General features: G+C 70.4%; 20 protein-coding genes. 9 read left to right on the top strand and 11 right to left on the bottom strand.

The genetic code is table 11. The features are described from left to right. Positions 1 to 162: 162 nt before the first annotated feature. Positions 163 to 579, bottom strand: coding sequence for a MarR family winged helix-turn-helix transcriptional regulator (locus AC3ETA_RS13605; protein ID WP_432193127.1), 417 nt, complete (start codon positions 577 to 579; stop codon positions 163 to 165). 172 nt (positions 580 to 751) lie between these two features. Here AC3ETA_RS13605 and AC3ETA_RS13600 point away from each other — a divergent pair, with 172 nt between their 5' ends. The 7 genes from AC3ETA_RS13600 (at position 752) to AC3ETA_RS13570 (ending at position 8,080) form a co-directional block, all read left to right on the top strand. Continuing rightward, positions 752 to 2,350, top strand: coding sequence for an MFS transporter (locus AC3ETA_RS13600; protein ID WP_432193126.1), 1,599 nt, complete (start codon positions 752 to 754; stop codon positions 2,348 to 2,350). 78 nt (positions 2,351 to 2,428) lie between these two features. Beyond that, positions 2,429 to 3,781 (top strand): aldehyde dehydrogenase family protein, encoded by a 1,353-nt coding sequence (locus tag AC3ETA_RS13595; RefSeq protein WP_432193125.1) that lies wholly within the window; start codon positions 2,429 to 2,431, stop codon positions 3,779 to 3,781. 114 nt (positions 3,782 to 3,895) lie between these two features. Continuing rightward, entirely contained in the window at positions 3,896 to 4,279 is a 384-nt protein-coding gene (locus AC3ETA_RS13590) for a PPOX class F420-dependent oxidoreductase (RefSeq protein ID WP_432193260.1), read from the top strand. An 839-nt stretch (positions 4,280 to 5,118) separates the two neighbouring features. Further along, positions 5,119 to 5,652 carry a DUF485 domain-containing protein gene (locus tag AC3ETA_RS13585; protein WP_432193124.1) on the top strand — a complete coding sequence of 178 codons (534 nt, stop codon included), beginning with the start codon at positions 5,119 to 5,121 and terminating at the stop codon, positions 5,650 to 5,652. Continuing rightward, positions 5,649 to 7,265: a sodium/solute symporter gene (locus AC3ETA_RS13580; RefSeq protein WP_432193123.1), complete on the top strand. Its 1,617-nt coding sequence runs from the start codon at positions 5,649 to 5,651 to the stop codon at positions 7,263 to 7,265. Before AC3ETA_RS13585 ends, AC3ETA_RS13580 begins: the two co-directional genes overlap by 4 nt. A 47-nt stretch (positions 7,266 to 7,312) precedes the next feature. Continuing rightward, positions 7,313 to 7,684, top strand: coding sequence for a TOBE domain-containing protein (locus AC3ETA_RS13575; protein WP_432193122.1), 372 nt, complete (start codon positions 7,313 to 7,315; stop codon positions 7,682 to 7,684). A 24-nt stretch (positions 7,685 to 7,708) separates the two neighbouring features. Beyond that, positions 7,709 to 8,080, top strand: a complete 372-nt coding sequence (locus tag AC3ETA_RS13570) for a putative quinol monooxygenase (protein WP_432193121.1) — start codon at positions 7,709 to 7,711, stop codon at positions 8,078 to 8,080. Here the strand turns inward: AC3ETA_RS13570 and AC3ETA_RS13565 are convergent. The 6 genes from AC3ETA_RS13565 to AC3ETA_RS13540 form a co-directional block, all read right to left on the bottom strand. Further along, entirely contained in the window at positions 8,057 to 10,474 is a 2,418-nt protein-coding gene (locus tag AC3ETA_RS13565; RefSeq protein ID WP_432193120.1) for a SpoIIE family protein phosphatase, read from the bottom strand. The two genes, AC3ETA_RS13570 and AC3ETA_RS13565, sit on opposite strands and share 24 nt — an antisense overlap. 317 nt (positions 10,475 to 10,791) lie before the next feature. After that, entirely contained in the window at positions 10,792 to 12,069 is a 1,278-nt protein-coding gene (locus AC3ETA_RS13560) for an ABC transporter substrate-binding protein (protein WP_432193119.1), read from the bottom strand. 5 nt (positions 12,070 to 12,074) lie between these two features. Further along, on the bottom strand, positions 12,075 to 13,244 hold the full coding sequence (locus AC3ETA_RS13555) for a branched-chain amino acid ABC transporter permease (protein ID WP_432193118.1): 1,170 nt from the start codon (positions 13,242 to 13,244) through the stop codon (positions 12,075 to 12,077). Next, positions 13,241 to 14,122, bottom strand: coding sequence for a branched-chain amino acid ABC transporter permease (locus AC3ETA_RS13550; protein WP_432193117.1), 882 nt, complete (start codon positions 14,120 to 14,122; stop codon positions 13,241 to 13,243). The genes AC3ETA_RS13555 and AC3ETA_RS13550 overlap by 4 nt, the downstream gene beginning before the upstream one ends. Before the next feature lie 5 nt (positions 14,123 to 14,127). Beyond that, positions 14,128 to 14,934 carry an ABC transporter ATP-binding protein gene (locus AC3ETA_RS13545; protein ID WP_432193116.1) on the bottom strand — a complete coding sequence of 269 codons (807 nt, stop codon included), beginning with the start codon at positions 14,932 to 14,934 and terminating at the stop codon, positions 14,128 to 14,130. After that, positions 14,931 to 15,689, bottom strand: coding sequence for an ABC transporter ATP-binding protein (locus tag AC3ETA_RS13540; RefSeq protein ID WP_432193115.1), 759 nt, complete (start codon positions 15,687 to 15,689; stop codon positions 14,931 to 14,933). The genes AC3ETA_RS13545 and AC3ETA_RS13540 overlap by 4 nt, the downstream gene beginning before the upstream one ends. A 188-nt stretch (positions 15,690 to 15,877) precedes the next feature. Between AC3ETA_RS13540 and AC3ETA_RS13535 the strand changes: the two genes are divergently transcribed. Beyond that, positions 15,878 to 17,167: a PucR family transcriptional regulator gene (locus tag AC3ETA_RS13535; protein WP_432193114.1), complete on the top strand. Its 1,290-nt coding sequence runs from the start codon at positions 15,878 to 15,880 to the stop codon at positions 17,165 to 17,167. Beyond that, positions 17,164 to 17,856, top strand: coding sequence for a TetR/AcrR family transcriptional regulator (locus AC3ETA_RS13530; protein WP_432193113.1), 693 nt, complete (start codon positions 17,164 to 17,166; stop codon positions 17,854 to 17,856). The genes AC3ETA_RS13535 and AC3ETA_RS13530 overlap by 4 nt, the downstream gene beginning before the upstream one ends. 258 nt (positions 17,857 to 18,114) lie before the next feature. Here AC3ETA_RS13530 and AC3ETA_RS13525 read toward each other — a convergent pair whose 3' ends face one another. Genes AC3ETA_RS13525 through AC3ETA_RS13510 form a run of 4 tightly spaced genes read right to left on the bottom strand, consistent with a single transcriptional unit; the run spans position 18,115 to position 21,390 of the window. Beyond that, positions 18,115 to 19,149, bottom strand: coding sequence for a phosphotransferase family protein (locus AC3ETA_RS13525; RefSeq protein WP_432193112.1), 1,035 nt, complete (start codon positions 19,147 to 19,149; stop codon positions 18,115 to 18,117). After that, positions 19,142 to 19,924 (bottom strand): SDR family oxidoreductase, encoded by a 783-nt coding sequence (locus tag AC3ETA_RS13520; protein ID WP_432193111.1) that lies wholly within the window; start codon positions 19,922 to 19,924, stop codon positions 19,142 to 19,144. The genes AC3ETA_RS13525 and AC3ETA_RS13520 overlap by 8 nt, the downstream gene beginning before the upstream one ends. Before the next feature lies 1 nt (position 19,925). Next, positions 19,926 to 21,152 (bottom strand): acyl-CoA dehydrogenase family protein, encoded by a 1,227-nt coding sequence (locus tag AC3ETA_RS13515; RefSeq protein ID WP_432193110.1) that lies wholly within the window; start codon positions 21,150 to 21,152, stop codon positions 19,926 to 19,928. Continuing rightward, positions 21,139 to 21,390 (bottom strand): Clp protease/crotonase-like domain-containing protein, encoded by a 252-nt coding sequence (locus AC3ETA_RS13510; RefSeq protein ID WP_432193109.1) that lies wholly within the window; start codon positions 21,388 to 21,390, stop codon positions 21,139 to 21,141. Before AC3ETA_RS13510 ends, AC3ETA_RS13515 begins: the two co-directional genes overlap by 14 nt. Positions 21,391 to 21,437: the final 47 nt, after the last annotated feature.

The raw sequence follows: 21,437 nt of genomic DNA, 5'->3' as shown, positions 1-21,437 counted from the left end.
AGCAGCGACTTCGAGACCGACCGCAGTATCCGCCGTGCCGCTTCAGACGCCGGACGAGAATCGTCATCACCTCCACCACCGCACGAACACGAGTCATGCGGCGCACAGGTCGCGACTGTTCAGCTTCCGCCCGGCTCTTCGACGTGGCGGCGCACGCCCGCATCAGCGCGGGAATACGACCGTCAGCAGACGATAGAGCTCGGCGCGCTCGGCGTCGGACAGTTTGTCCAGACCGGTCTGCGTCTGCTCCATCCGTTCGCGGATCGTGTCGATCGCCTCCTGACCCGTCTCGGTGAGGGCGACGTTCTTCACGCGGCGGTCGGTGGTGCTGACCTCGCGGTGCACCAGGTCGCGCTTTTCGAGGCGGTCGATGATCCCGGTCATGTTCGACGCGTCACAGGCGAGGGTGTGCGCGAGCGAGCGCATCGAGGCGGGCGCGCGGCGCAGCACCGTGAGGGTCTTCGCCTGGCTGGAGGTCAGGCCCATGTCGGCGGCCGCGGCCGTGAAGTCGGCGTAGTGCGTGCCGACCGAATGGGCGAGCAGCTCCATGAACTGCGCCTTGGACGGGGTGGGTGGCATGCGGCGAGACTACCGCACAAAGCTTGAACACATCAACTTTTGACATCTACCGGAGTCTATTATTTGATGCCTTCAAGCATCGAGAACCTCAATGGTCTGACTCCTCGACCATCCATCGGTGCTTCTGCCTTCCGCCCTTCGGGCAACCACAGCTTCCACCGGAGAGAAGACCGTGAAGTCCTCCCTTGCCGCCGCGCCCGAGCGCCGCACCGGCAGCCTCAGCCTCGTCCTGGTGCTGGGACTCGCCGCCATGGTCGTGTCGATGATGCAGACCCTGGTCATCCCGATCCTCGGCATCATCCAGAACGACCTCGGCGCCACCACGGCCCAGGTCAGCTGGGTCACCACCGCCACCCTGCTGTCGGCCGCGGTCTTCACGCCGCTGCTGGGCCGCCTCGGCGACCAGCGCGGCACGAAGCCGACGCTGCTCGGCGTGCTGGTGGTGATGGTCGCCGGTTCCGTGCTCGCCGCGACCACCAGTTCGATGCTGTGGCTCATCGTGGCCCGCGTGATGCAGGGCGCCGCCACCGCGATCTTCCCGCTCGCGCTGTCCGTGCTGCGCGCAGAGGTTGCCCCGGCGCGGCTGCCCGGCGCCATGGCCCTGGTCAGCGGGACGCTCGGGTTCGGCAGCGGTCTCGCCCTGGTGAGCGCCGGACTCCTCTCCCAGGGTGCGAACCCCGACTACCACCAGGTCTTCTGGCTGGCCGCCGCGCTGGCCGTCGCCGCCCTCATCGCGGTTGCGGTCGTCGTCCCGGCGCCCCGGGCCCGGACGGGCGGGCGCACCGACTGGCTGGGGGCCGCCGGTCTCGCCCTGGTGCTCGTCCTGCTCCTGCTGCCCATCTCGCAGGGCCACACCTGGGGCTGGACCTCGGCCCGCACGCTCGCCCTGTTCGCCGGCGCCGCGGTCATGACCGTCATCTGGGTCCTCGTCGAACGCAAGGTCCGCGACCCCCTGGTCGACATGAAGATGTTCGTCCACCGGCCGGTGCTGTTCACCAACCTCGCCGGACTGCTCGTCGGATTCGCCATGTTCGCGCAGTTCATCGGCGTCTCCTACCTCGTCCAGACACCCTCTGAGATCGCCGGCTACGGATTCGGCGCCTCCGTCCTGCGCGCCTCCGTCGTCTACCTGCTGCCCTCCGCCCTCGTCTCACTCGTCGCCGCCCAGTTCGGAGGCGTGCTGGTGCGCCGTATCGGCGCGCGTCTCACCCTCGCCGCCGGCGCCGCCTTCGGCGTCATCGGGTTCGCCTGGCTGACCCTCGCCCACGACACCACGGCGTCGGTGATCCTGGCCGGCATGGTCGTCGGCGTCGCCGTCAGCTTCGGCTACGCCGCGATGCCCGCCCTGATCGTGGCCGGTGTCCCGCACCACCAGACCGGAATCGCCAACGGCATCAACTCCATCTCCCGCTCCACCGGCAGTGCGATCGGCAGCGCGGTCGTCACCTCCCTGCTCGCCTCCAAGACGCTCGACAACCTGCCCGCCGGAGTCCCCGCGCTGCCCGCCGAGAGCCAGTACACCCTGAGCTTCGCCCTCGCAGGCATGGCATTCCTGCTGGTCATCGGCGTGGCCATGGTCGGTTTGGCGATCCGCCGCAGGCCCCCGTCGCCCGCCATCGGCGCGCCCGCCGCGTCCAGCGCCGACGAAACCGCGAGCGCCGCGTCGAGCGACGGCGAGACCACACCCGTCCCACCGAACGACGGCAAGACCACACCCGTCCCGCCGAGCGACGGCGAAGTCACGCCCGAACGTACGGCCGTCACCGCCTGACCGCACCACCGGCACGGCCACGACGCTCCTTCTCCTCGATGCCGACCGACCTTCCCCGACCGGAACAGGGACACGACTGTGACTGACACCAAGGCAGCCTTCACCCTCGACGACAGCTTCACCGCCGCCGAAGCCACCGCGCTGGTCGACCGACTGCGCGCCACCTTCCGCACCGGCCACACCAAGCCACTGGCCTGGCGCCGGCAGCAACTGACCCGTCTGCGCGACCTGCTCACCGACAACCGCGCGGCGATAGCCGAGGCCCTCTACACCGATCTGCGCAAGAACCGCGCCGAAGCCGACGCCATGGAGATCGACCTCACGATCGCCGAGATCGACGAATACCTGGAGCACCTGGAGGAGTGGACCGCCCCGCAGCCCGCCCCCGTGACGGTGCCCGGCGTCCCCGGCAGCACCGCCCGCACCGTGTTCGACCCCCTGGGTGTCGCCCTGGTCATCGCGGCGTGGAACTACCCGGTCAACCTGCTGCTCGTGCCCGTCGCGGGCGCGCTCGCCGCCGGGAACGCCGTCGTCATCAAGCCCGCCGACTACGCCGCCCGCACCTCGGCACTGCTGGCCGAGCTCCTGCCCGCGTACCTCGACACCGACGCCATCGCAGTCGTCGAGGGCGGCGCACCGGAGACCACCGTGCTGCTGGAGCAGCGCTTCGACCACATCTTCTACACCGGCAACGGCACCGTCGGCCGCATCGTGATGACCGCCGCCGCGCGGAACCTCACCCCCGTCGTCCTCGAACTCGGCGGCAAGTCACCGGTGTTCGTGGACCGCGACGCCGACATCACCACGGTCGCGCAGCGCCTGGCCGTCACGAAGTTCGCCAACGCCGGACAGACCTGTGTCGCCCCCGACTACGTCCTCACCGACCCGGACACCGCCACCGGGCTCCAGGCCGCCCTCACCGATGCGATCAAGGGGCTGTTCGGTGAGCACCCGCAGACCTCCGACGCCTACGGACGGATCATCAACGAGCGGCACTTCGACCGGCTGTCCGCGCTGCTGGCCTCCGGCCGCACCGTCACCGGCGGGCAGACCGACCGCGCGGACAAGTACATCGCCCCGACCGTGCTGGCCGATGTCCGGCCCGACGAACCCGTGATGCGGGAGGAGATCTTCGGCCCCATCCTGCCGATCCTGCCCGTCGCGGACCTGGACGAGGCCATCGGGTTCATCAACGACCGCGACAAGCCGCTCGCCCTGTACGCCTTCACCGACAACAACACCACGAAGCGCCGCCTCGCCGCCGAGACCTCCTCGGGCGGCCTCAGCTTCGGCCTGCCGATGCGCCACCTCGCCGTGCCGACGCTCCCCTTCGGCGGCGTCGGTGAGAGCGGCATGGGCAACTACCACGGCCGCTACTCCATCGAGACGTTCAGCCACCGCAAGGCCGTCCTCGACGTCCCGCTGAGTTGAACCATCCCTGCCCCCTCCTCGGAAGAAGGCCTCTTCGTGCGCGAAGTGACTTCGCAGTACGCCACCCCAGTGGCCAACGACCTCGAACTCAGCAGCAAGGAGCAGGAACGCACCATGAACGCTGCGCTGCTGGAGCAACTCGCCGCCGGCAAGTACATGCTGATCACCAGCTACCGCAGGAACGGCGCCCCCGTCGCCACCCCGGTGTGGGTGGTGCGCGACGGAGACACGCTGGGCGTGCGGACCCCGGCCGACTCCTGGAAGGTCAAGCGGATCCGGGCCCGCGGCGACATTCTCGTCGGCCCCTGCGACCTGCGCGGCACCCCGACCGGTGACTCGGTCCCGGCCACCGCCGAGATCACCGACGCCGCGACCGGCGCCCGCTACCGCTCACTCATCGCCCGCAAGTACGGCATCGTCGGCCGTCTCATGATCTTCGACAGCTGGCTGCGCGGAGCGAACCGGACGCTGGGCATCCGCGTGCGGCTCACCCCGTGACGCGCTGACGCACCGTCTGGGGGGGTCGGATTATCCGGACAGCGCAGAGCCAGCAGCAGACGGAACCTGGCATCTTCGCTGCCTTCGCCCGCTTCGTACTCTTCGGCGGCGGAATGGGGCTCGCCTCCAGCTTCGCCGTAGCGGCCCTCGCCTCCTGGATTTACCGGAGCCTGGCCAACGCTCTGATCACCGCGGCTGCACCAACTGGTGGCGGCACCCGGATCGGTGCTGGAGCAGGTCGTCTACCTGTCCTGCGGCATGAGGGGCTCGGCTTCTCCGAGCCCATGCTGTGCGGGCTCGGCTCCGGGCTGTCCTTCATCTACTGGGACGGCAGAACCATGGACTTTCCCTCCCTGGAAGCCGGGTCGAGCCGTTCGAGCTCACCAGGAGCCTGACCGCCGTACTCGGGTTTGAGCTGCCGACGCGCCGATCGTCGCCTGCTCGGTGTTGATGTGGCGACTGGGAGCTGATGACGAGCCCCGCCGGTGCCGAGCAGTGGACTCCCACGGATCCTGCGGCCAAGGGAACGGTGCCCGACGCTCATGATCCGTCGAAGAGGCACGCTCCCATGCTGCCGACGACGGATCTCGCGCTGAAGCTGGATTCCGGTCTACGGGGACCGCGCCGGCCTGTTGTCGCTTGTTCCCGCCGACGGACAGCGGAGTCGTCATCGCACCACCGACATCACCACCCGGTGCCCGGGGAGCCGGGTCCGCATCGACCCCGAAACGTGATCCGCCACCGGCTTCAAGACATCCCAACCAGTCGGTATGGTGCGCCGCTGAGTCATTTCTCCCCGTTCACCTCGAGGGATCCGAGCCGCAGTGGAAGGCCAGGCGATGACACACTCCGACGAGAACCGGTATCCACCACCAGCGTCCCCGGCATGGCACCGGCCGCACACCGATCCCCAGCCGTACGGGTACGGCGCCCCTCACTACGACACCCCTCGCTACGACGCCCCTCACTACGACGCGCCTCGCTACGACGCGCCTCGCTACGACGCGCCTCGCTACGAGCCGTACGGGCAAGCCCCTTGGGACGAGCCGTACGCGCAGGAGGCTCCTCGGCACGGCGCCGATCTCGCCGCCCTCCGCTCGGCCTACCGACTGCTCCGCCGAGTCTCCACGCTCACCGCGCTCGGCTCCTTCGTGCTGTATGTCGTGCTGTCCTGCGGCGCCCCGGAGCTGATGGGGTCCAAGATCGCCGGCGAACTGAGCCTGGGCATGACCCTGGGGCTCCTCCAGCTCGTCGTCACTTTCGTCGCGGTCTTCTGGTACGGACGCAGCGCACAGCATCGGGTGGATCCGCTGGCCCGGGCCGTCAGGGAGCAGGCGGTCACCGCCGGCAGAAACACCGGGGTGGCGAGATGAACGACTTCAGCTCCGGGACACAGGCCACCGTCCTGCTCCTGTTCACCGTCCTGGTCACCCTCACGCTGCTCATGTGCGTGATGGCGGGGCCGGACCGCGACGACCTGACGAACTTCTACACCGGCTACCGCTCGCTCACCCCGTTCAAGAACGGCCTGGCCATCGCGGGCGACTACATCTCCGCGGCCACGGTGCTGAGCACCACCGGCATCATCGCGCTCACCGGATACGACGGCTACGTCCTCGCGGTCAGCACCGCCCTGTCCCTGGTGCTGCTCATGTTCCTGCTGGCAGAACCCCTGCGCAACGCCGGGCGGTTCACGATGGGTGACGTCCTGGCCCGCAACATGCCCGGGCGGGCCGTGCGTGTCGCGGCCTGTCTGGTGACGCTTTCGGCGACCGTGCCCTTCCTGATCGTCCAGCTCTCCGGGGCCGGGTCGCTCCTCACCTTCATCCTCGATCTACCGCACGTGGCGGGCGCCAGGACCGGCAGCATCGTCATGGTCGGCAGCCTGATGATCATTTACGCGGCGCTCGGCGGTATGCGAGGCACCGCGCTCGTTCAGATGGTCAAGATCGTGTTCCTGCTCGCCACCAGCGCCGGCGTCGCCGCCCTGGTGATGAACCGCTTCGACTGGAGCTTCGGCGCCATGCTCAGGGCCGCCCAGCAGGGCAGCGGCGCGGGTCCCGCCTTCCTCCAGCAGGGACTTCAGCTGGGCACCTCGGCCGGTGAGCGGCTGGACTTCATCGGGTTCCAGATCACCGTGGTTCTCGGTGTGGCCTGCCTGCCCCACATCACGATGCGTCTGTACTCCGCGCAGGACGCGCCGGCCGTGCGTCGCGCCATGTCGTGGGCGGTCGGCACGGTCACCACGTTCTGCCTGCTCGTGATCATCATGGGGACGGGCGCGGCGGCGCTGGTGGGTTCACAGTCCATCATCGCGGCCGACCCGCACGGCAGGACTTCGGTGCTCATGCTGTCGCAGATGCTCGGCGGGGCACCCGGCTCCGCGGGCACGACGATTCTGTACTCGGCCGTGGCGGGCATGGTGTTCATCACCCTGCTGTCGTCGGTGGCGGGGATGACCCTGGCCGCGGCCTCCTCGCTCGCCCACGACCTGTTCGCCCAGGTGGCACGGCGGGGGCAGGCGGAGCCGCGTACGGAGATGACGGTGGCTGCATGGACGAGTGTGGCCGTGGGAACCCTCGCCATCGGCCTCGCCACCCTGGTCCAGAACTGGGACGTCGGCGTGCTGACCACTCTGGCCATCTGCATCGGGGCATCGGCGGTGGCGCCCGCGCTGACCTACTCCCTGTTCTGGCGGGGCTTCACCCGTACCGGTCTGCTCGCCTCCCTCTACGGCGGCGCGGCCTGCGCGCTGGTGCTGATGGTCTTCTCCAAGGCCGTTTCGGGCACGCCGTCCGCCGCCTTCCCGGACGCCGACTTCGCCCTGTTCCCCATGCAGTCCACCGGACTGGTCTCCGTCCCCTTCGGCTACCTCGCGGGCTGGCTGGGCAGCCGTCTGGACCACCGGCGCCGCCCCGCCGACAGCGGGGAGAACCGGCGGCTGTACGAGGAGAACGAGGCACGGCTGCTCGCCGCGGCCGACTGACCACGGCGACGCGGGCGGGCTGCGCGAGCGGCTTCGGTGCCGCCGGCGTGGTCCGCCCGACGCCGCGGAGGCGGCCCGTCAGCCCGGGCTCGACGGGACGATGCCGTAATACGCCGTCGTGGTACACGGTCAGGAAGTTCATCGCAGGTGAAGGATCCCTCGCGCTGGCCGGCGTCACGCTGTCCGCTGCCCGGGACAGCCCGCACGGCACGAACGACGCGCAGGCGGGCGTCCGGCCCGAGTATGTCAAGATCGTCACGGATCCCGGTCCCAACACCTTCCCCGGCAGCCTGCAGGGCGTCACGGACCACGGCGCGCAGCGTGTGCTCGAGGTCGAGGTGGCCGGGCAGTTGGTCAGGACCAAGCCGCGCGCCAAGGCTCTTCCTTACGCGGACGGCCAGTTGGTACTCCAGTCGTAGTAACTCGTCATCGAAGGAATCCCCATGATCTTCATCACCGCCAAGTTCCGGGTCCGTCCCGAGCACGCCGACCGCTGGCCCGAGATCGCCGCTGACTTCACCCGGGCCACGCGCGCCGAGCCGGGCTGCCTGTGGTTCGACTGGTCGCGCAGTGTGGCGGACCCGACGGAGTACGTCCTGGTCGAGGCCTTCCGCGACGACGAGGCCGGGGCCGCGCATGTGCAGTCCGCGCACTTCAAGGCCGCGCAGCAGACGTTGCCGCCCCATCTGGCCGAGACGCCGCGCATCGTCCATATGAACGTTCCGCAGCACGACTGGTCACTGCTGGGGGAGATGGCGGTCCCCGGCCAGGAGTGGCAAGGCCTGGGACGGTCAGGCGAACGTGCCGGCCAGTGATTGTTCGGTCCAGACGGTCTTGCCGTCGCGGGTGTAGCGGGCGCCCCAGCGTTCGGCCATCTGGGCGACCAGGAACAGACCGCGCCCGCCCTCGTCGGTGGTCCGGGCGTGGCGTAGATGGGGTGAGGTGTGGCTGGTGTCGCTGACCTCGCACACCAGACACCGTTCACGGATCAGCCGCAGCGTCGCGGGTCCGCCGGCGTAGCGGTAGACGTTGGTGACCAGTTCGCTGGCGATCAATTCGGTCGTGAACGCCAGGTGCTCCAGGCCCCATTCGCTCAGCTTGGCCGAGGTCAGTGCCCGGGCCCGGGCGGCACTGGCGGGCTCCAGCGGCAGCCGCCAGGAAGCGACATCGTCCGGTGGCAGCACGCGGGTGCGGGCGATCAGCAACGCGACGTCGTCGCCGGGGCGCGCGGGAACGAGGGAGTCGACCACCGCCTGGCATGTGCGTTCCAGCGCGTCCTCGGGTCGGGTGAGTGCCGCGCACAGCTTGGTCAGGCCGACGTCGGGATCGATGTGGCGTTCGCCGATGAGCCCGTCGGTGTACAGGCACAGCAGGCTTCCCTCGGCCAGCTCGACGTCCCGGGCCTCGAACGGCAGGCCGCCCAGGCCGAGCGGTGGGCCGGCGGGCAGGTCCAGCGGAGCCGCCCGTCCGTCCGGAGGGGTGACCACCGGCGGCGGGTGGCCGGCGCGGGCCACGGAGCACCGCCCGGAGACCGGGTCGTACACGGCGTACAGGCAGGTGGCCCCGACGACCTGCTCCCCCACCGGCCGTTCGCCGGCCGCTTCCTGTTCGGCCACCAGCAGCAGGACCAGATCGTCCAGGCGGGAGAGGACCTCGTCCGGTTCCAGGTCGAGACTGGCGAGCGTGTGGACGGCGGTACGCAGCCGGCCCATCGTGGCAGCGGCGTGGATGCCGCGTCCCACCACGTCGCCGACGACGAGGGCGACCCGGGCCCCGGACAGGGGAATGACGTCGAACCAGTCGCCGCCCAGGCCGGGGGCCGCGCTGGCCGGCAGGTAGCGCAGGGCCACCTCGGCGGCCGACTGATCCGGAACCGCCCGGGGCAGCAGGCTGCTCTGCAGGGCGAACGCGGTCTGCTGCTGCTGAGTGAAGCGCCGGGCGTTGTCGATGGCGACGGCGGCGCGCGAGGCGAGTTCCTGGGCGAGGGTGAGATCGTCCGCCTCGAACGGATCGGGGCGGCGCGAGCGCCACAGGGTCATCACGCCCAGCACCAGGCCCCGCGCGGAAACAGGGACCACGATCAACGAGTGGGCGCTCAGCTCCGGAGCGTGGGCCCCCTGGCGGCCTCGCGTGGAGAACCACTCGGGCGGGAGGACCGGTTCCAGGACGGGCTCGCCCTCGTCCAGGCATCTGGCCTGGGGCGTGTCAGGCCCGAACTCCACCGGCACACCGTGGGGATGGGGCGGGCCGGTTTGCTGGGCGCCGACGCCGCTGACGCCCACACGCACCACCGGCTCCGCCGGCGTGTGTGTCAGCTCCTCACCACGCGTCACCGACTGCAGCAGGTCCACCGAGGCGTGGTCGGCGAGGTGGGGCACCATCACCTCGGCGAGTTCCCGGGCGGTCTCCGCCACGTCGAGGGTGGTTCCGATGCGGCTGCCGGCCTGGTCGAGGAGCGCGAGCCGGCGTTGGGCCCGATGGCGTTCGGTGATGTCCTCGATCATCTCGGCCACACCCAGGATGCGGCCCGACGCATCCACCATCGGGAAGGACGAGACCATCGCGACCCGCTCCTGTGCCGGATCCCACTGCAGGCGAACGAACTGTTCGGAGTAGACCGTCGGCCTTCCGGTCTCCATGACCTGGCGCACCCGGTCCACGGCCCTGCGTGCGTCGTCGGGGACGAGGAAACAGCCGGTGGGCCGCCCCCGGAACTGTGCCTCCGGGACGCCGCTGAAGCGTTCGATGGCCCGGTTGACCCGGAGAAGTCTCAGATCGGGGCCGTGGACGACCAGACCGATCGGGCACCGGCGGTACAGCCCCTCGAGCACCGCGCGGTCCCTCTGCCACTCCAGGACCTCGACCGCGGGTGCCCCGGCGAGGAACCACTCACGGATGTGGCCGGCACGCGAGAGGGCATGGGCCCGGAGCCCCATCTCCACGAGCCGCCCGTCGCGGTGCCGCACGTTGAGCACCCCGAACCAGCCGCCGGTGCTCCTGCAGCTCGTCACGGCGTCCCTGACCGCCGGCAGATCGCCGGGATCGACAAGGACCTCGAACGCCGGACGACCGATCACGGCTGTGTCCGGATGACCGAGCAGTTCCTTGGCCCGCCGGTTCCATGCGACCACCGTTCCCCGGTCGTCGAGCACCGCCAAGGCGGCGAGATGCAGGGCGAACGGATCGTCGTGGTCGCTGAGCTCCGTCATCCGCTTCTCCACCGCTGGACACCACCTTGTCCCCGGCCGCCGACGTTCCAGGCCGGTGGCGGGACGTTCGTCGACACGCACTCGGCTGCTGATGCCATGTAAGCCTATTGAACCCGGGGAGACCGCGGCCTCGCCCGCAGCGTGGTGCAGGTGGCGGACATGCGAGCATCACGGCGGGCCCCCGCCCGCTCATCAGCGCCCCGAAGCGGCGCAGCCGGTGAACGCCGTCTGAGCACGAGGGCGCCTGTCCGCACGGCACGGACGAGGCGGGGGCGGTCCCCAGGGGTCGGGCATCGACCGGGACCGCCCCCGCCGGTTCACTCGGCGAGCGGGCCGAACTCCTTGCGGGTGTCGACCGGCTCGCCGAACAGCTGCCACCGCTCGCCCTTGAACCGCATCAGCTGCATCGTCTCGATCGGGAAGGCGTCGTCGGCCCCGGTGGCGAGGGTGACCCCGGGCAGCAGCATGCCCACCTTCACGTCGTTCAGGTTGCGCACCGCCTCCCGCAGCCCCTCCCTGGTCGGGCACTCCATCGCGTCCAGCGCCTTGTGCAGGCTGGAGGCGGCGGCCCAGCCGTAGGCATTGAACTGGTCGGCCGGGTCGGAGTCGGGCGCGTACTTGCGCAGCGCGTCCGTGTACGTCTTCATCTCCGGGTCGTCGGCCCACTGCGGGTCGGCGGGGTCCTTGAAGTAGGTCGCCGAGACCACGCCCTGGACGTTCTTGAACCCGACGGGCTTGAGTACGGCCGCCGACGAGGACACGTTGTTGACGATGTGCAGCGGGTTCCACTTGGTGTTCTTGGCGTCGGCGGCGAGGGCCTGGCTGCCGAACTTGGGCGTGGTGATGTTGAGCAGCACGTCCGCCTTCGATCGGGCCAGGCTCGTCATCTGCGCCGAGACGGAGGGGGCCGTGACCTCGTAGCTCTCCTCGGCGACCACCTTGACGCCGCTGCCGGCGACGGCCTCCTTGAACCCGCCGAGCAGGTCCTTGCCGAAGTCGTCGTTCTGGAAGAGGACCGCGACCTCGGCCTTCGGCTTCTCGTCCTTGAGGTACTTGGCGTACACCCGCGCCTCGGACACGTAGTTGGGCTGCCAGCCGATGGTCCAGGGGTGCTTGTCGTCCGTGCCCCAGACGGAGGCACCCGTGGCGACGAAGGGCTGCGGCACCTTCTGCTTGTTGAGGTAGTCCCAGACGGCTGCCGTGGACGGGGTGCCGAGGCTCTGGAACACGGCGAAGACCTTCTCCCGCTCGACCAGTCTGCGGGCTTCCTCGACCGCCTTGGGCGGCTGGTAGCCGTCGTCACGGACGACGAAGTCGACCTTGCGGCCGTCTATGCCGCCGTTGTCGTTGACGTGGTCGAAGTAGGCGGCCACGCCCTTGCTGATCGTGCCGTACGCGGACGCAGGTCCCGACAGCGGGTAGATCCCACCCAGCTTGATGGTCTTGTCGGTGATGCCGGTGGTCTGCTGGCCCTTGCACGCGCCATCGGCGGCGGTGTCCTGGGAGTCCTGTCCTCGCTGGCTGCTGCAGGCGGTCGCGGTGAGCAGGGCGGCGGTCACGGCCGCGGCCGCCCGCACAGCGGTGGTCTTGCGCATGTGAGTCATTCCTTCTCGGTGCGGGGCGGTGCGCCCACGGGTTCGGCATCGGCAACTGCGGGGTCCGCGGGGGTGTCCGCGGAGGATTCGGATGCGGCCGGGGACTCGGGCCGTTCACCGGGCACGCATGCGGCTGGGGGCGCCGGCTCCACGCCGGACGCGGAGCCGGTGTCGGGCGTGCGGTCGGGGCCGGGCAGGCGACGGGCGACGACGGCCCGGACGCGGCCCGGCAGACCGGCCAGTCCCGTCGGCGCCACGAACATCACCGTGATGATCAGCAGGCCGAAGACCACTCCCGGTGCCGCCTCGCTCAGGTCCTGGGACACGCTCGGCACGTACATCACGAACGCCGCCCCCAGCAGGGGCCCGTACAGCGAACCGAGCCCTCCCACCACCAGGCCGGCCAGCAGCGTGATGGACAGGACGAAGCTGAAGGAGTCGGGCGAGACGAAGCCGATCACCCAGGTGTACAGACAGCCGCCGACGCCCGCGAACATCGCGCTCCACGCGAAGGCGAGGGTCTTGTGCAGCGACAGCCGTACGCCCATGACCTCGGCGGCGCTCTCGTTGTCCCGTACGGCGAGCAGAGCCCGGCCGACCCGGGAGCGCAGCAGATTGCGGGCGAGCAGCAGGGCGACCGCGGTGACGGTGAGGACGACGAGGTACAGCCACTGGTCCTCGGCCAGCCCGCTCCACTCGGGCGGCTGCAGTTTGTCCACGGTCAAGCCCATGGAACCGCCCGTCACCGGTTCGAGCCGCTTGAGCAGGGGCGGCAGGAACACTGCGAACGCGAGGGTGACCAGGGCCAGGTACAGGCCGCGCAGCCGCAGCGCGGGCACGCCGAAAGCCAGGCCCAGCAGGAAGCATCCGGCGGCCGCGACCGGCAGGGTGGTCAGGTGGCCGGTGTCGTACCGGTCGAGCATGACCGCCGACGTGTAGGCGCCCGCCGCGAAGAACGCGCCGTGCCCGAGCGAGATCTGCCCGCCGAAGCCGACCAGCAGATTCAGTCCCGCCAGCGCCACGGCGTACAGCAGCACCATGGTCAGCTGGAAGACCTGGAAGGGGGCGAAGTAGAACGGTGCGCCGACGGCGATTGCCACCGTGAGCAGGAGGGTGAGCGCGGCCCGCAGGCGCCGGGCTCGGTCCATGCCGAGGGGTGCGGTGATCGTGCTCATGCCCGTTCCACCGCCGCTCGTCCGAACAGGCCCTGGGGCCGCACCAGCAGCACGGCCAGGATGATCACCAAGGGGACGCCCACCTTCAGATCGGCGCCGACCACATCGACGTACGCCCCGGTCAGCGTCTCGGCGACACCCACGAACAGGCCGCCGACGACGGCGCCGACCGGGCTGTCGAAGCCTCCGAGGGTGGCCGCGGCGAAGGCGTAGATCAGCACTCCGCCCATCATGTTGGGCTCCAGGAACAGCAGCGGGGCGACGAGTACGCCCGACACGGCGCCGACCATCGCGGCCAGCCCCCAGCCGAGCATCAGCACCCGGCTCACCCCGATGCCCGAGAACCGGGCGGAGGCCGGGTTGCAGGCGACCGCCCGCATCACCAGGCCGATGGAGGTGTGCTGGAACAGCAGGTACAGCAGGCCCATCACGACGGCCACCACGCCGATGATCCCGAGCGTCGACCAGTCCACGCGCACTCCGGCCAGGTCGAGCCCGCCGTCGGGGAACGGCTGCGGGAAGTCCTTCACGGTGAACGACCAGATCAGGCCGGCCAGCGCGTTGACGAAGATGAACAGGCCGACCGTGACGATGACGACCGTCAGCTCGGGCGCACCCTGCACGGGGCGGATGACGATCCGTTCGACCAGCATGCCGCCGGCGAAGGACACCGCGAGGGTGACCGGCAGCGCCAGCCAGAACGGCATCCCGGACGCCACCAGCTGCCAGGCGACGTATGTGGAGAGCATGGCCAGCTCGCCCTGCGCGAAGTTGACGATCCCGGTGAACCGGTGGATCAGCACCAGGGCCAGTGCCAGGCTGGCGTACACCGCGCCGGAGCCCAGCCCTTCCACCACCTGCTGGAGAAGTTCGGTCACGGCACTCACCCGGCCTTCCGGGCGCCGACGGAGACACCGAGGTACACCTCGGCGACCTGCCCGTCCTCGCGGATCTGCTGGGCCGGCCCGGACAGCACCAGGCGGCCGGCCTCCAGTACGTGCGCCCGGTGCGCGATGTCCAGCGCGAGTTGGGCGTTCTGCTCGACGACGACCACAGTGGTGCGATCCTCCTCGTTGACGGCACGGACGATCTCGAACAACTCGCGGGTGACCAGCGGGGCGAGGCCCAGGGACGGCTCGTCCAGGAGCAGCAGAGAGGGCCGCAGCATCAGCGCCCTGCCGATGGCGAGCATCTGCTGCTCCCCGCCGCTGAGGCTGCCCGCGGCCTGCCGCGAGCGCTGGCGCAGCTTGGGGAAGTAGCCGTAGATCCGCTCCAGGTCGGCCGCCACGGCCGCCCGCTCGGCACGGCGCCGCATGCGCAGGTGGGCCCCGATGCGCAGGTTCTCCTCGACGCTCAGGTCGTTGAAGGTGCCGCGGCCCTCGGGTACGTGCGCCACACCGAGCCGGGCGGCCTGCTCGGGCGAGCGGCCCAGCAGTTGCGTACCGTTCAAGGTGATCGAGCCGCGGCCGCGGACCATGCCGCAGAGCGCCCGTAGCGTCGTGGTCTTGCCCGCGCCGTTGGGCCCGAGGATCGCGCAGACGTCGCCGCGGGCGACGGAGAAGTCGAGGCCCTGGAGTACGCGCGCCTGGCCGTAGCCGGCGTGCAGGTCGGTGACCCGCAGGAAGTCCGGCTGCTTCGCACTCTCCGTGGAGTCGGTGGACTCGGTGGGGCCGGTGGTGGGCTCGCTCATACGGCCACTCCCAGGTACGCCTCGATGACCGCCGCGTCACGTTGGATCTCCTCCGGCGAGCCCTCGGCGATCTTGCGGCCGAAGTCGAGGCAGACCACCTTGTCGCACAGGCCCATCACGAAGCCCATGTGGTGTTCGACCACCACGAGGGTGAGGCCGAAGTCCTGGTGCATCGACCGGACCACATCCGCGAAGTCGCCGACCTCGCCGTGGCTGAGCCCGTTGACGGGTTCGTCGAGCAGCAGCAGCCTCGGCCGTACCGCGAGCGCCCGGGCGAGTTCGACGCGTTTGAGCGTGCCGAACGGCAGTCCGGAGGCTGGGTGGTCGGCGACGCCCGCCAGGCCCAGCCGCCGTAGCAGATCGTCTGCCTGGTCACGCAGTTCCCTCTCCTCTCGCCGGACCCGGGGCAGCCGCAGCGCCGCGGCGAGGTGTCCGGTGCGCCCCCGGCTGTGGGCGCCGACCATGACGTTCTCCCGGACCGTGAGCCGCGGGAACAGGCCCAGGTTCTGGAAGGTGCGGGCGATGCCGCGCCCGGCCACGGTGTGCGGCGGAAGGGCGAGCAGGTCCTCTCCCTCGAACCGCACGGTTCCCGCATCGGGGGTGCAGCGCCTGGTGAGGCAGTTGAACAAGGTGGTCTTGCCGGCTCCGTTCGGCCCGATGAGCCCTACGGCGGTGCCGGGCTCGACGGTGAACGCGACACCGTCCAGGGCCGTGATCCCGCCGAAGCGCACGCTGATACCGTCGACCGCGAGCATGAGTGACGCCCTTTCCGACGTGCTGGGGGGTGGGCGAGCGTCACAGTAGGTGGGGGTGTTCGGGGCGCACATTGGGTGCGGGCACCCAACTTCCGGGGCGCCGGACTGTGCGCCGCGCACAGGTGTCCGCCGATGTCTCACTCCGAGCCTGTTGACGGAGCACGAGTCGGGCGGCGACGATCGGCGCCATGCCCCGCGGTCCCGCTCCGGGTACCCCCCGACTCTCCGAACCGCTCCGCCGGGAGCGGCGGCGGATCCTGCACACCGTCCACGACCGGATCGAGGAGGTGGCGGAGGCCGCCGTCGAGGTGATGCGCACGGAGATCCCCTCGTACGCGCTGCAGGACGAGCGGTTCTTCGACGACGTCCGCGAGCAGGTGCTCGAGCACTACCGGATGCAGTTGGCGGCGCTGGCCGGCGACCGGGACATCGCGCCCGAGGACCTGGTGTTCAGCCGCGCGGCGGCGATGCGCAGGGCCCGGGCGGGGTTCGCCCTGGAGGACTGGATCAGTGCCTTCCGGGTGGGCCGGCAGGTGCTGTGGGACGCGCTGCTGGACTGTGCGGGCACCTCCGCCGAGGGCCAGCAGGCCGCACTGTCCCTCATCACCCCGCTGATGCGTTACGTCGACTTCGCCAGCACCCATGCCGCGCAGGCCTACGTCGAGTACCAGCAGCACGTGGTGGCGGACGCGGACCGCGAGCGCCGGGATCTCCTGGACCAGCTGCTGGCGGGTGTGGCACCGGCGCGCGGTCCGCTGTTCGCGGCGGCGCAGGCGTACGGCATCGGACCGCGCTCGCCGATGATGGCGGTGGTCGCCGTGTGCGGCGACGGCACCGGGGACGTCACCTCGGCCGAGCACGGGTACGCGACCAGCGCGTCGATCAGCGTCGCCGGGCCCTGGGCCGGCAGAACCCTGGTCGTCGCGCGCCACGGCGAGGTGGTGACCGTGCCCGTGGTCCGGGCCGGCATGAACGCGGAGGACATCTGCGCCCACTTCGCGGCCGTGCAGGGGCGGCTCGCGCGATCCGGAACCAGGCTCTCCATGGGCATCAGCACCGTCGCCCAGGGCGCTGCCGAGCTGCCGCGCGCCTACGCGGAAGCGCGGGCCGCCCTCGACCTGGTGCCGAGCGGGGGCGGGGTGGCGGCGCTGCCGCGGCTGTCCCCGTTCGACTATCTGGCGCTGCGCGCCGACGATCTCGCCCGCCAGCTGGTCGATTGCCGGGTGCGGGCGCTGCTGGAGGAGGACCGCAGGCGTGGCGACACGCTGGCCGCCACCATACGGGCCTTCGCGGAAGCGGATCTCAACCTGCGGCTGGCCGCCGACCGGCTGCGGATCCACCACAACACGGCGCACTACCGGTTGCGCCGGATCGAGGAACGTTCCGGCCGCAATCCGCGCCGGATCGCCGACCTCCTGGAGCTGCTGGTCGCCCTCGCCATCCGCGACGGGGCCGGGGAAGGTGAGGACAGCCAGTGAGCGGCATCGTCGAATCCGCTGGGACCGAGACGGCACGCCAACTGCCGGAACAGCAGGGGAAGTCGGGCCCGTCCGAGGGCTGCGGCGGCCAGGACCGAACCGTGCGGCGTGCACTGCTGGACGCCGCGCTGCAGGTGTTCACCGAGCGCGGTTACACCGACGCGGGCCTCAGCGAGATCGCGGTGCGCTCCGGCATCCCGGTGGGCACCCTGTTCCAGCACTACGGCGGAAAGCGGGGGCTCTATCTCGCGCTCTGGGAGGAGTTCCGGGAGGAGCAGGAGCGCCGGACCGCGGCCATGCTGGCCGCCGAGCGCGGCCGTGGCGTGGACGACCCCATCGCCCTTTTCGTGGCGGGAGCCACGGCGTATCTGGAGGGCATCTGGGACAACCGACGGCTCGGCGCACTCCTCGTGGACGACGACGCCCCGGCGGGCTTCGACGCGCTGCGGCGCCAGTGGGACCGCGCGTGGGTACGGCGCAACGCCCGGCTGTTGAAGGTGGACGAGCGGCAACGCGCCGGCCGGGTCCGGGTGAGCGTGCTGACCACCGTCATCGGAGGAGCCGCACGCGAACTGGGCGACTGCGGGGACGAGACGGAGGCGCGGGAGATCGTGGACGAGGTGTGCGGCATCCTGATCCATTTGTCGGCACCGCCCGGCTGGGACCGCCAGGGCGACAGCGGCCGTTGACGCCCCGGCCGCCACGAAACCGTGCGCGATCATCAGCCCGTTTCCGTGTGAACCGCCGGTCACCACCACGGTCTTTTCCGCAGGCGTCGACCAGTGCGACGGGGTTCACGACACCCCGGTCAGCGCCGCCGCGCCCATGCCGCCGAACGACGCACGCCTCTGCGATCGGCGTACGCGCCGTCGATACGAGGGCTGCTCGCCTCCTCACAGCTCCGGTCCGTTTGCCTCAGTTCCCGGTCCCGTGGGCGGACGAAAGGGTCAGATGCCTGCCGTGTCCGCGACCTCGTTGCCCTTCGCCACCAGCGCGTCGATGCGCTCAGCGGTGGGAGTCCCGGACGCGGCCTTGTTCCGCGGTTCGTCCATCGCACGGCGCATCACACCCTCGGCGATGATCGCGACCTTCCACAGGCCCATCGCGTGCCAGTAGCCCAGCGCCGTCAGGTCGCGTCCCGACGACGCCGAGTAGGCCGCCACGAGTTCCTCGCGGTTCGGGAAGCCGTCGAGAGCGGTCGCGGCGAAGTCGCCCGAGGTCTTCTCGCCCTCGGCCGGCCAGTAGGCCAGCAGGCTGCCCAGGTCCGCCAGCGGCTCCCCCAGCGTCGACAGTTCCCAGTCGAGCACCGCGGTCACCTCTCCGGTGCCGTAGGAGGTGATGACGTTGCGCAGATGGAAGTCGCCGTGCACGAGCGTCAGTTCGTGCTGCTCCGGGGCTGCCGCGACAAGGCGCCGGGTGAGGTCGTCCAGGGCGGGCAGCTCGCGGGTCCTGGACCTCTCCCACTGGGCCGACCACCGCTTGAGCTGACGCTGCGCATACGGCTTGTGGCCGGACAGACCGGTCAGCCCGGTCTCCTGGAGGTCGACCGAGTGGATCTTCGCCAGCGTCCGCGGCAACGACATCCCGATCGCCCGGCGGCGTTCGGGCGTCAACGACCGTGCGATCGTCATCCTGTCAACGACCTGGCCGTCCACGAACTCCATGAGCAGCAGCGGGACGTCGGTGACGGCGGGGTCTTCGGTCAGCCCGAGCACCCGCGGGGTCGGGACGGCGGTGCCTTCCAGGGCGGTGAGAATGCGCGCTTCGCGGGCCACGTCGTGCGCCGACGCCAACAGGCGACCCAGCGGCGGGCGCCGCAGCACCCGCCTGCGGCCCGCCCGGTCCCGTACGAGATACGTCAGATTCGACTGGCCCAGCCCGATCCGTTCGAAGGTCAAGGGCCCGTCGAAGTCGACGCCGAGGGTGTCGAACCAGCGGCTCACCGCCCCGGCGTCGATTCCGCCGATGTCCGCACTAGACACCGATGCCCGCTCTCTGCCTGAACGGGAGTGCGTCACCGAGGAGTTGTCCGCCGTCGATGACCATCGTCTCGCCGGTGATCCAGCTCGCGGCGTCCGAGACGAGGAAGGTGACCGCGGAGGCGATGTCGGCGGGCTCCCCGATGCGGCCCAGCGCCACCGAGGCGGACACCTCCTCCTCATGTTCCTTCCACAGTGCCTCGGCCAGCTTCGTGCGCACCACACCGGGGGCCACCGCGTTGACGCGGACCTTCGGAGAGAGCTCCAGGGCCAGCTGCTTCGTGAGATGGATCAGCGCGGCCTTGGAGGCGTTGTACAGCCCGATGTTCGCCTCGGAGGCCATGCCGCCCACCGACGCGGTGTTGACGACCGCCCCGCCGTGCTCGCCCATCCAGGCCCGGGTGGCCAGGGACGTCCACAGGACGGGAGCCCACAGGTTCACGTCGAAGGTCTTCGCGAACCGGCCGTGGTCCTGGTCGATGACCGGCCCGAAGGCCGGGTTGGTCCCCGCGTTGTTGACGAGGATGTCCAGGCTGCCGAAGCGTTCGAGTGTCAGCTCCGTACAGCGCCGGGCCGCCTCTTCGTCCACCGCGTGCGCCCCGACGCCGAGCGCTGTGCCCTTGACCTGGGCCGCGGCGGCGTCGGCCGCCTCCTGGGAGCGGGAGGTGAGGACGACGTTCGCGCCGGCTGCGGCGATGGACTGGGCGATGGCCAGCCCGATGCCGCGTGAGGCTCCGGTGACGACGGCGGTGCGGCCGGTGAGATCGAGTCCTGTCATCTCAGCTCACCGCCGCCGTCGCGTCGCGGTACTGGCGCAGTTCCTGCTTGGCGATGGCCCGCTTGTGGACCTCGTCGGGTCCGTCCGCCAGCCGCAGCGTCCGCAGGTGCGCGTACATCATCGCCAAGGGGAAGTCGTCGGTCACTCCCGCTCCCCCGTGCACTTGGATCGCGCGGTCGATGATCTTCAACGCGATGTCGGGGGCGGCCACCTTGATGGCCGCGATCTCGGTGCGCGCCTCCTTGTTCCCGACCGTGTCCATCAGGTACGCGGCCTTGAGCGTGAGCAGGCGGATCATCTCGATGTCGATCCGCGCTTCCGCGATCCAGTCCTGGATGTTGGACCGTTCGGCGACCGGGCTGCCGAACGTCACCCGAGACTGTGCGCGCCGGCACATCAGTTCCAGCGCCCGCTCGGCCGCGCCGATGGCCCGCATGCAGTGGTGGATACGACCGGGCCCGAGCCGGGCCTGGCTGATCGCGAAACCCTCGCCCTCGCCCTTGAGGAGGTCCTTGGCCGGCACCCGGACGTTCTCGAAGACGATCTCCGCATGGCCCTCGCGGTCCGCGTAGCCGAACACCGGGAGGTTGCGGACCACGGTGACGCCGGGGGCGTCGATCGGGACGACCATCATCGACTGCTGGCGATGGGGGGCCGCCGTGGGGTCGGTCTTGCCCATCACGATGAGCACCTTGCAGTTCTTGTGCATCGCGTTCGAGGCGAACCACTTGCGTCCGTTGAGCACGTAGGCGTCGCCGTCGCGCTCCATCCGCAGCTCGATGTTGGTGGCGTCGGAGCTGGCGACACGCGGCTCGGTCATGGCGAAGGCCGAGGCCATCGTCCCGTCGAGCAAGGGCTTGAGGTACTTCTCCTTGTGCTCGTCGGTGCCGAACAGCGTGAGCACCTCCATGTTGCCGGTGTCGGGCGCGTTGCAGTTGCACGCCTCGGAGGCGATGTGGCTGCGGCCCATGATCTCCGCCAGCGGCGCGTACTCGAGGTTCGTCAGACCGGGGCCCCACTCGGGGTGCGGGTGGAACAGGTTCCACAGCCCACGCCTGCGTGCCTCCGCCTTGAGCTCTTCGAGGACCGGCGGGTGGAAGTGCGGGTCGCCCGACGCGCGCATCTGCTCGTCGTACACCGCCTCGGCGGGGTAGACGCGCTCATCCATGAACTCGAGCAGATCCGCCCGGTACTTCTTGGCGCGGTCCGACATCTCAAACAGGGACATCCGAACTCCTGACGGGTAGGGAGGGAAAGTTGGGCGGGCGCTTGTCCAGGTGACCGGCCACGCCTTCGACGACGCCGGACCCGCGGAAGGCCTGGAACATGAGGCCCTCCGCCCGGGTCACGGAATCGGCGTAGCTGCCGTCCGCGTCGTTGCTCAGTTGGCTCTTGACGGTGGCCATGGAGGCCGGGGAGCAGCGCGTCGCCAGATCGGTGCCGTACGCGGCGGCGGCATCGACCACGCTGCCGGTGGGGACCAGGTGGTGTCCGACATGTCCGCGCCGGTGCT

It is taken from the genome of Streptomyces sp. bgisy027 (assembly GCF_057710365.1).
The sequence above is the reverse complement of the archived record's forward strand: the minus strand, read 5'-3'. Positions and strand labels throughout refer to the sequence as shown.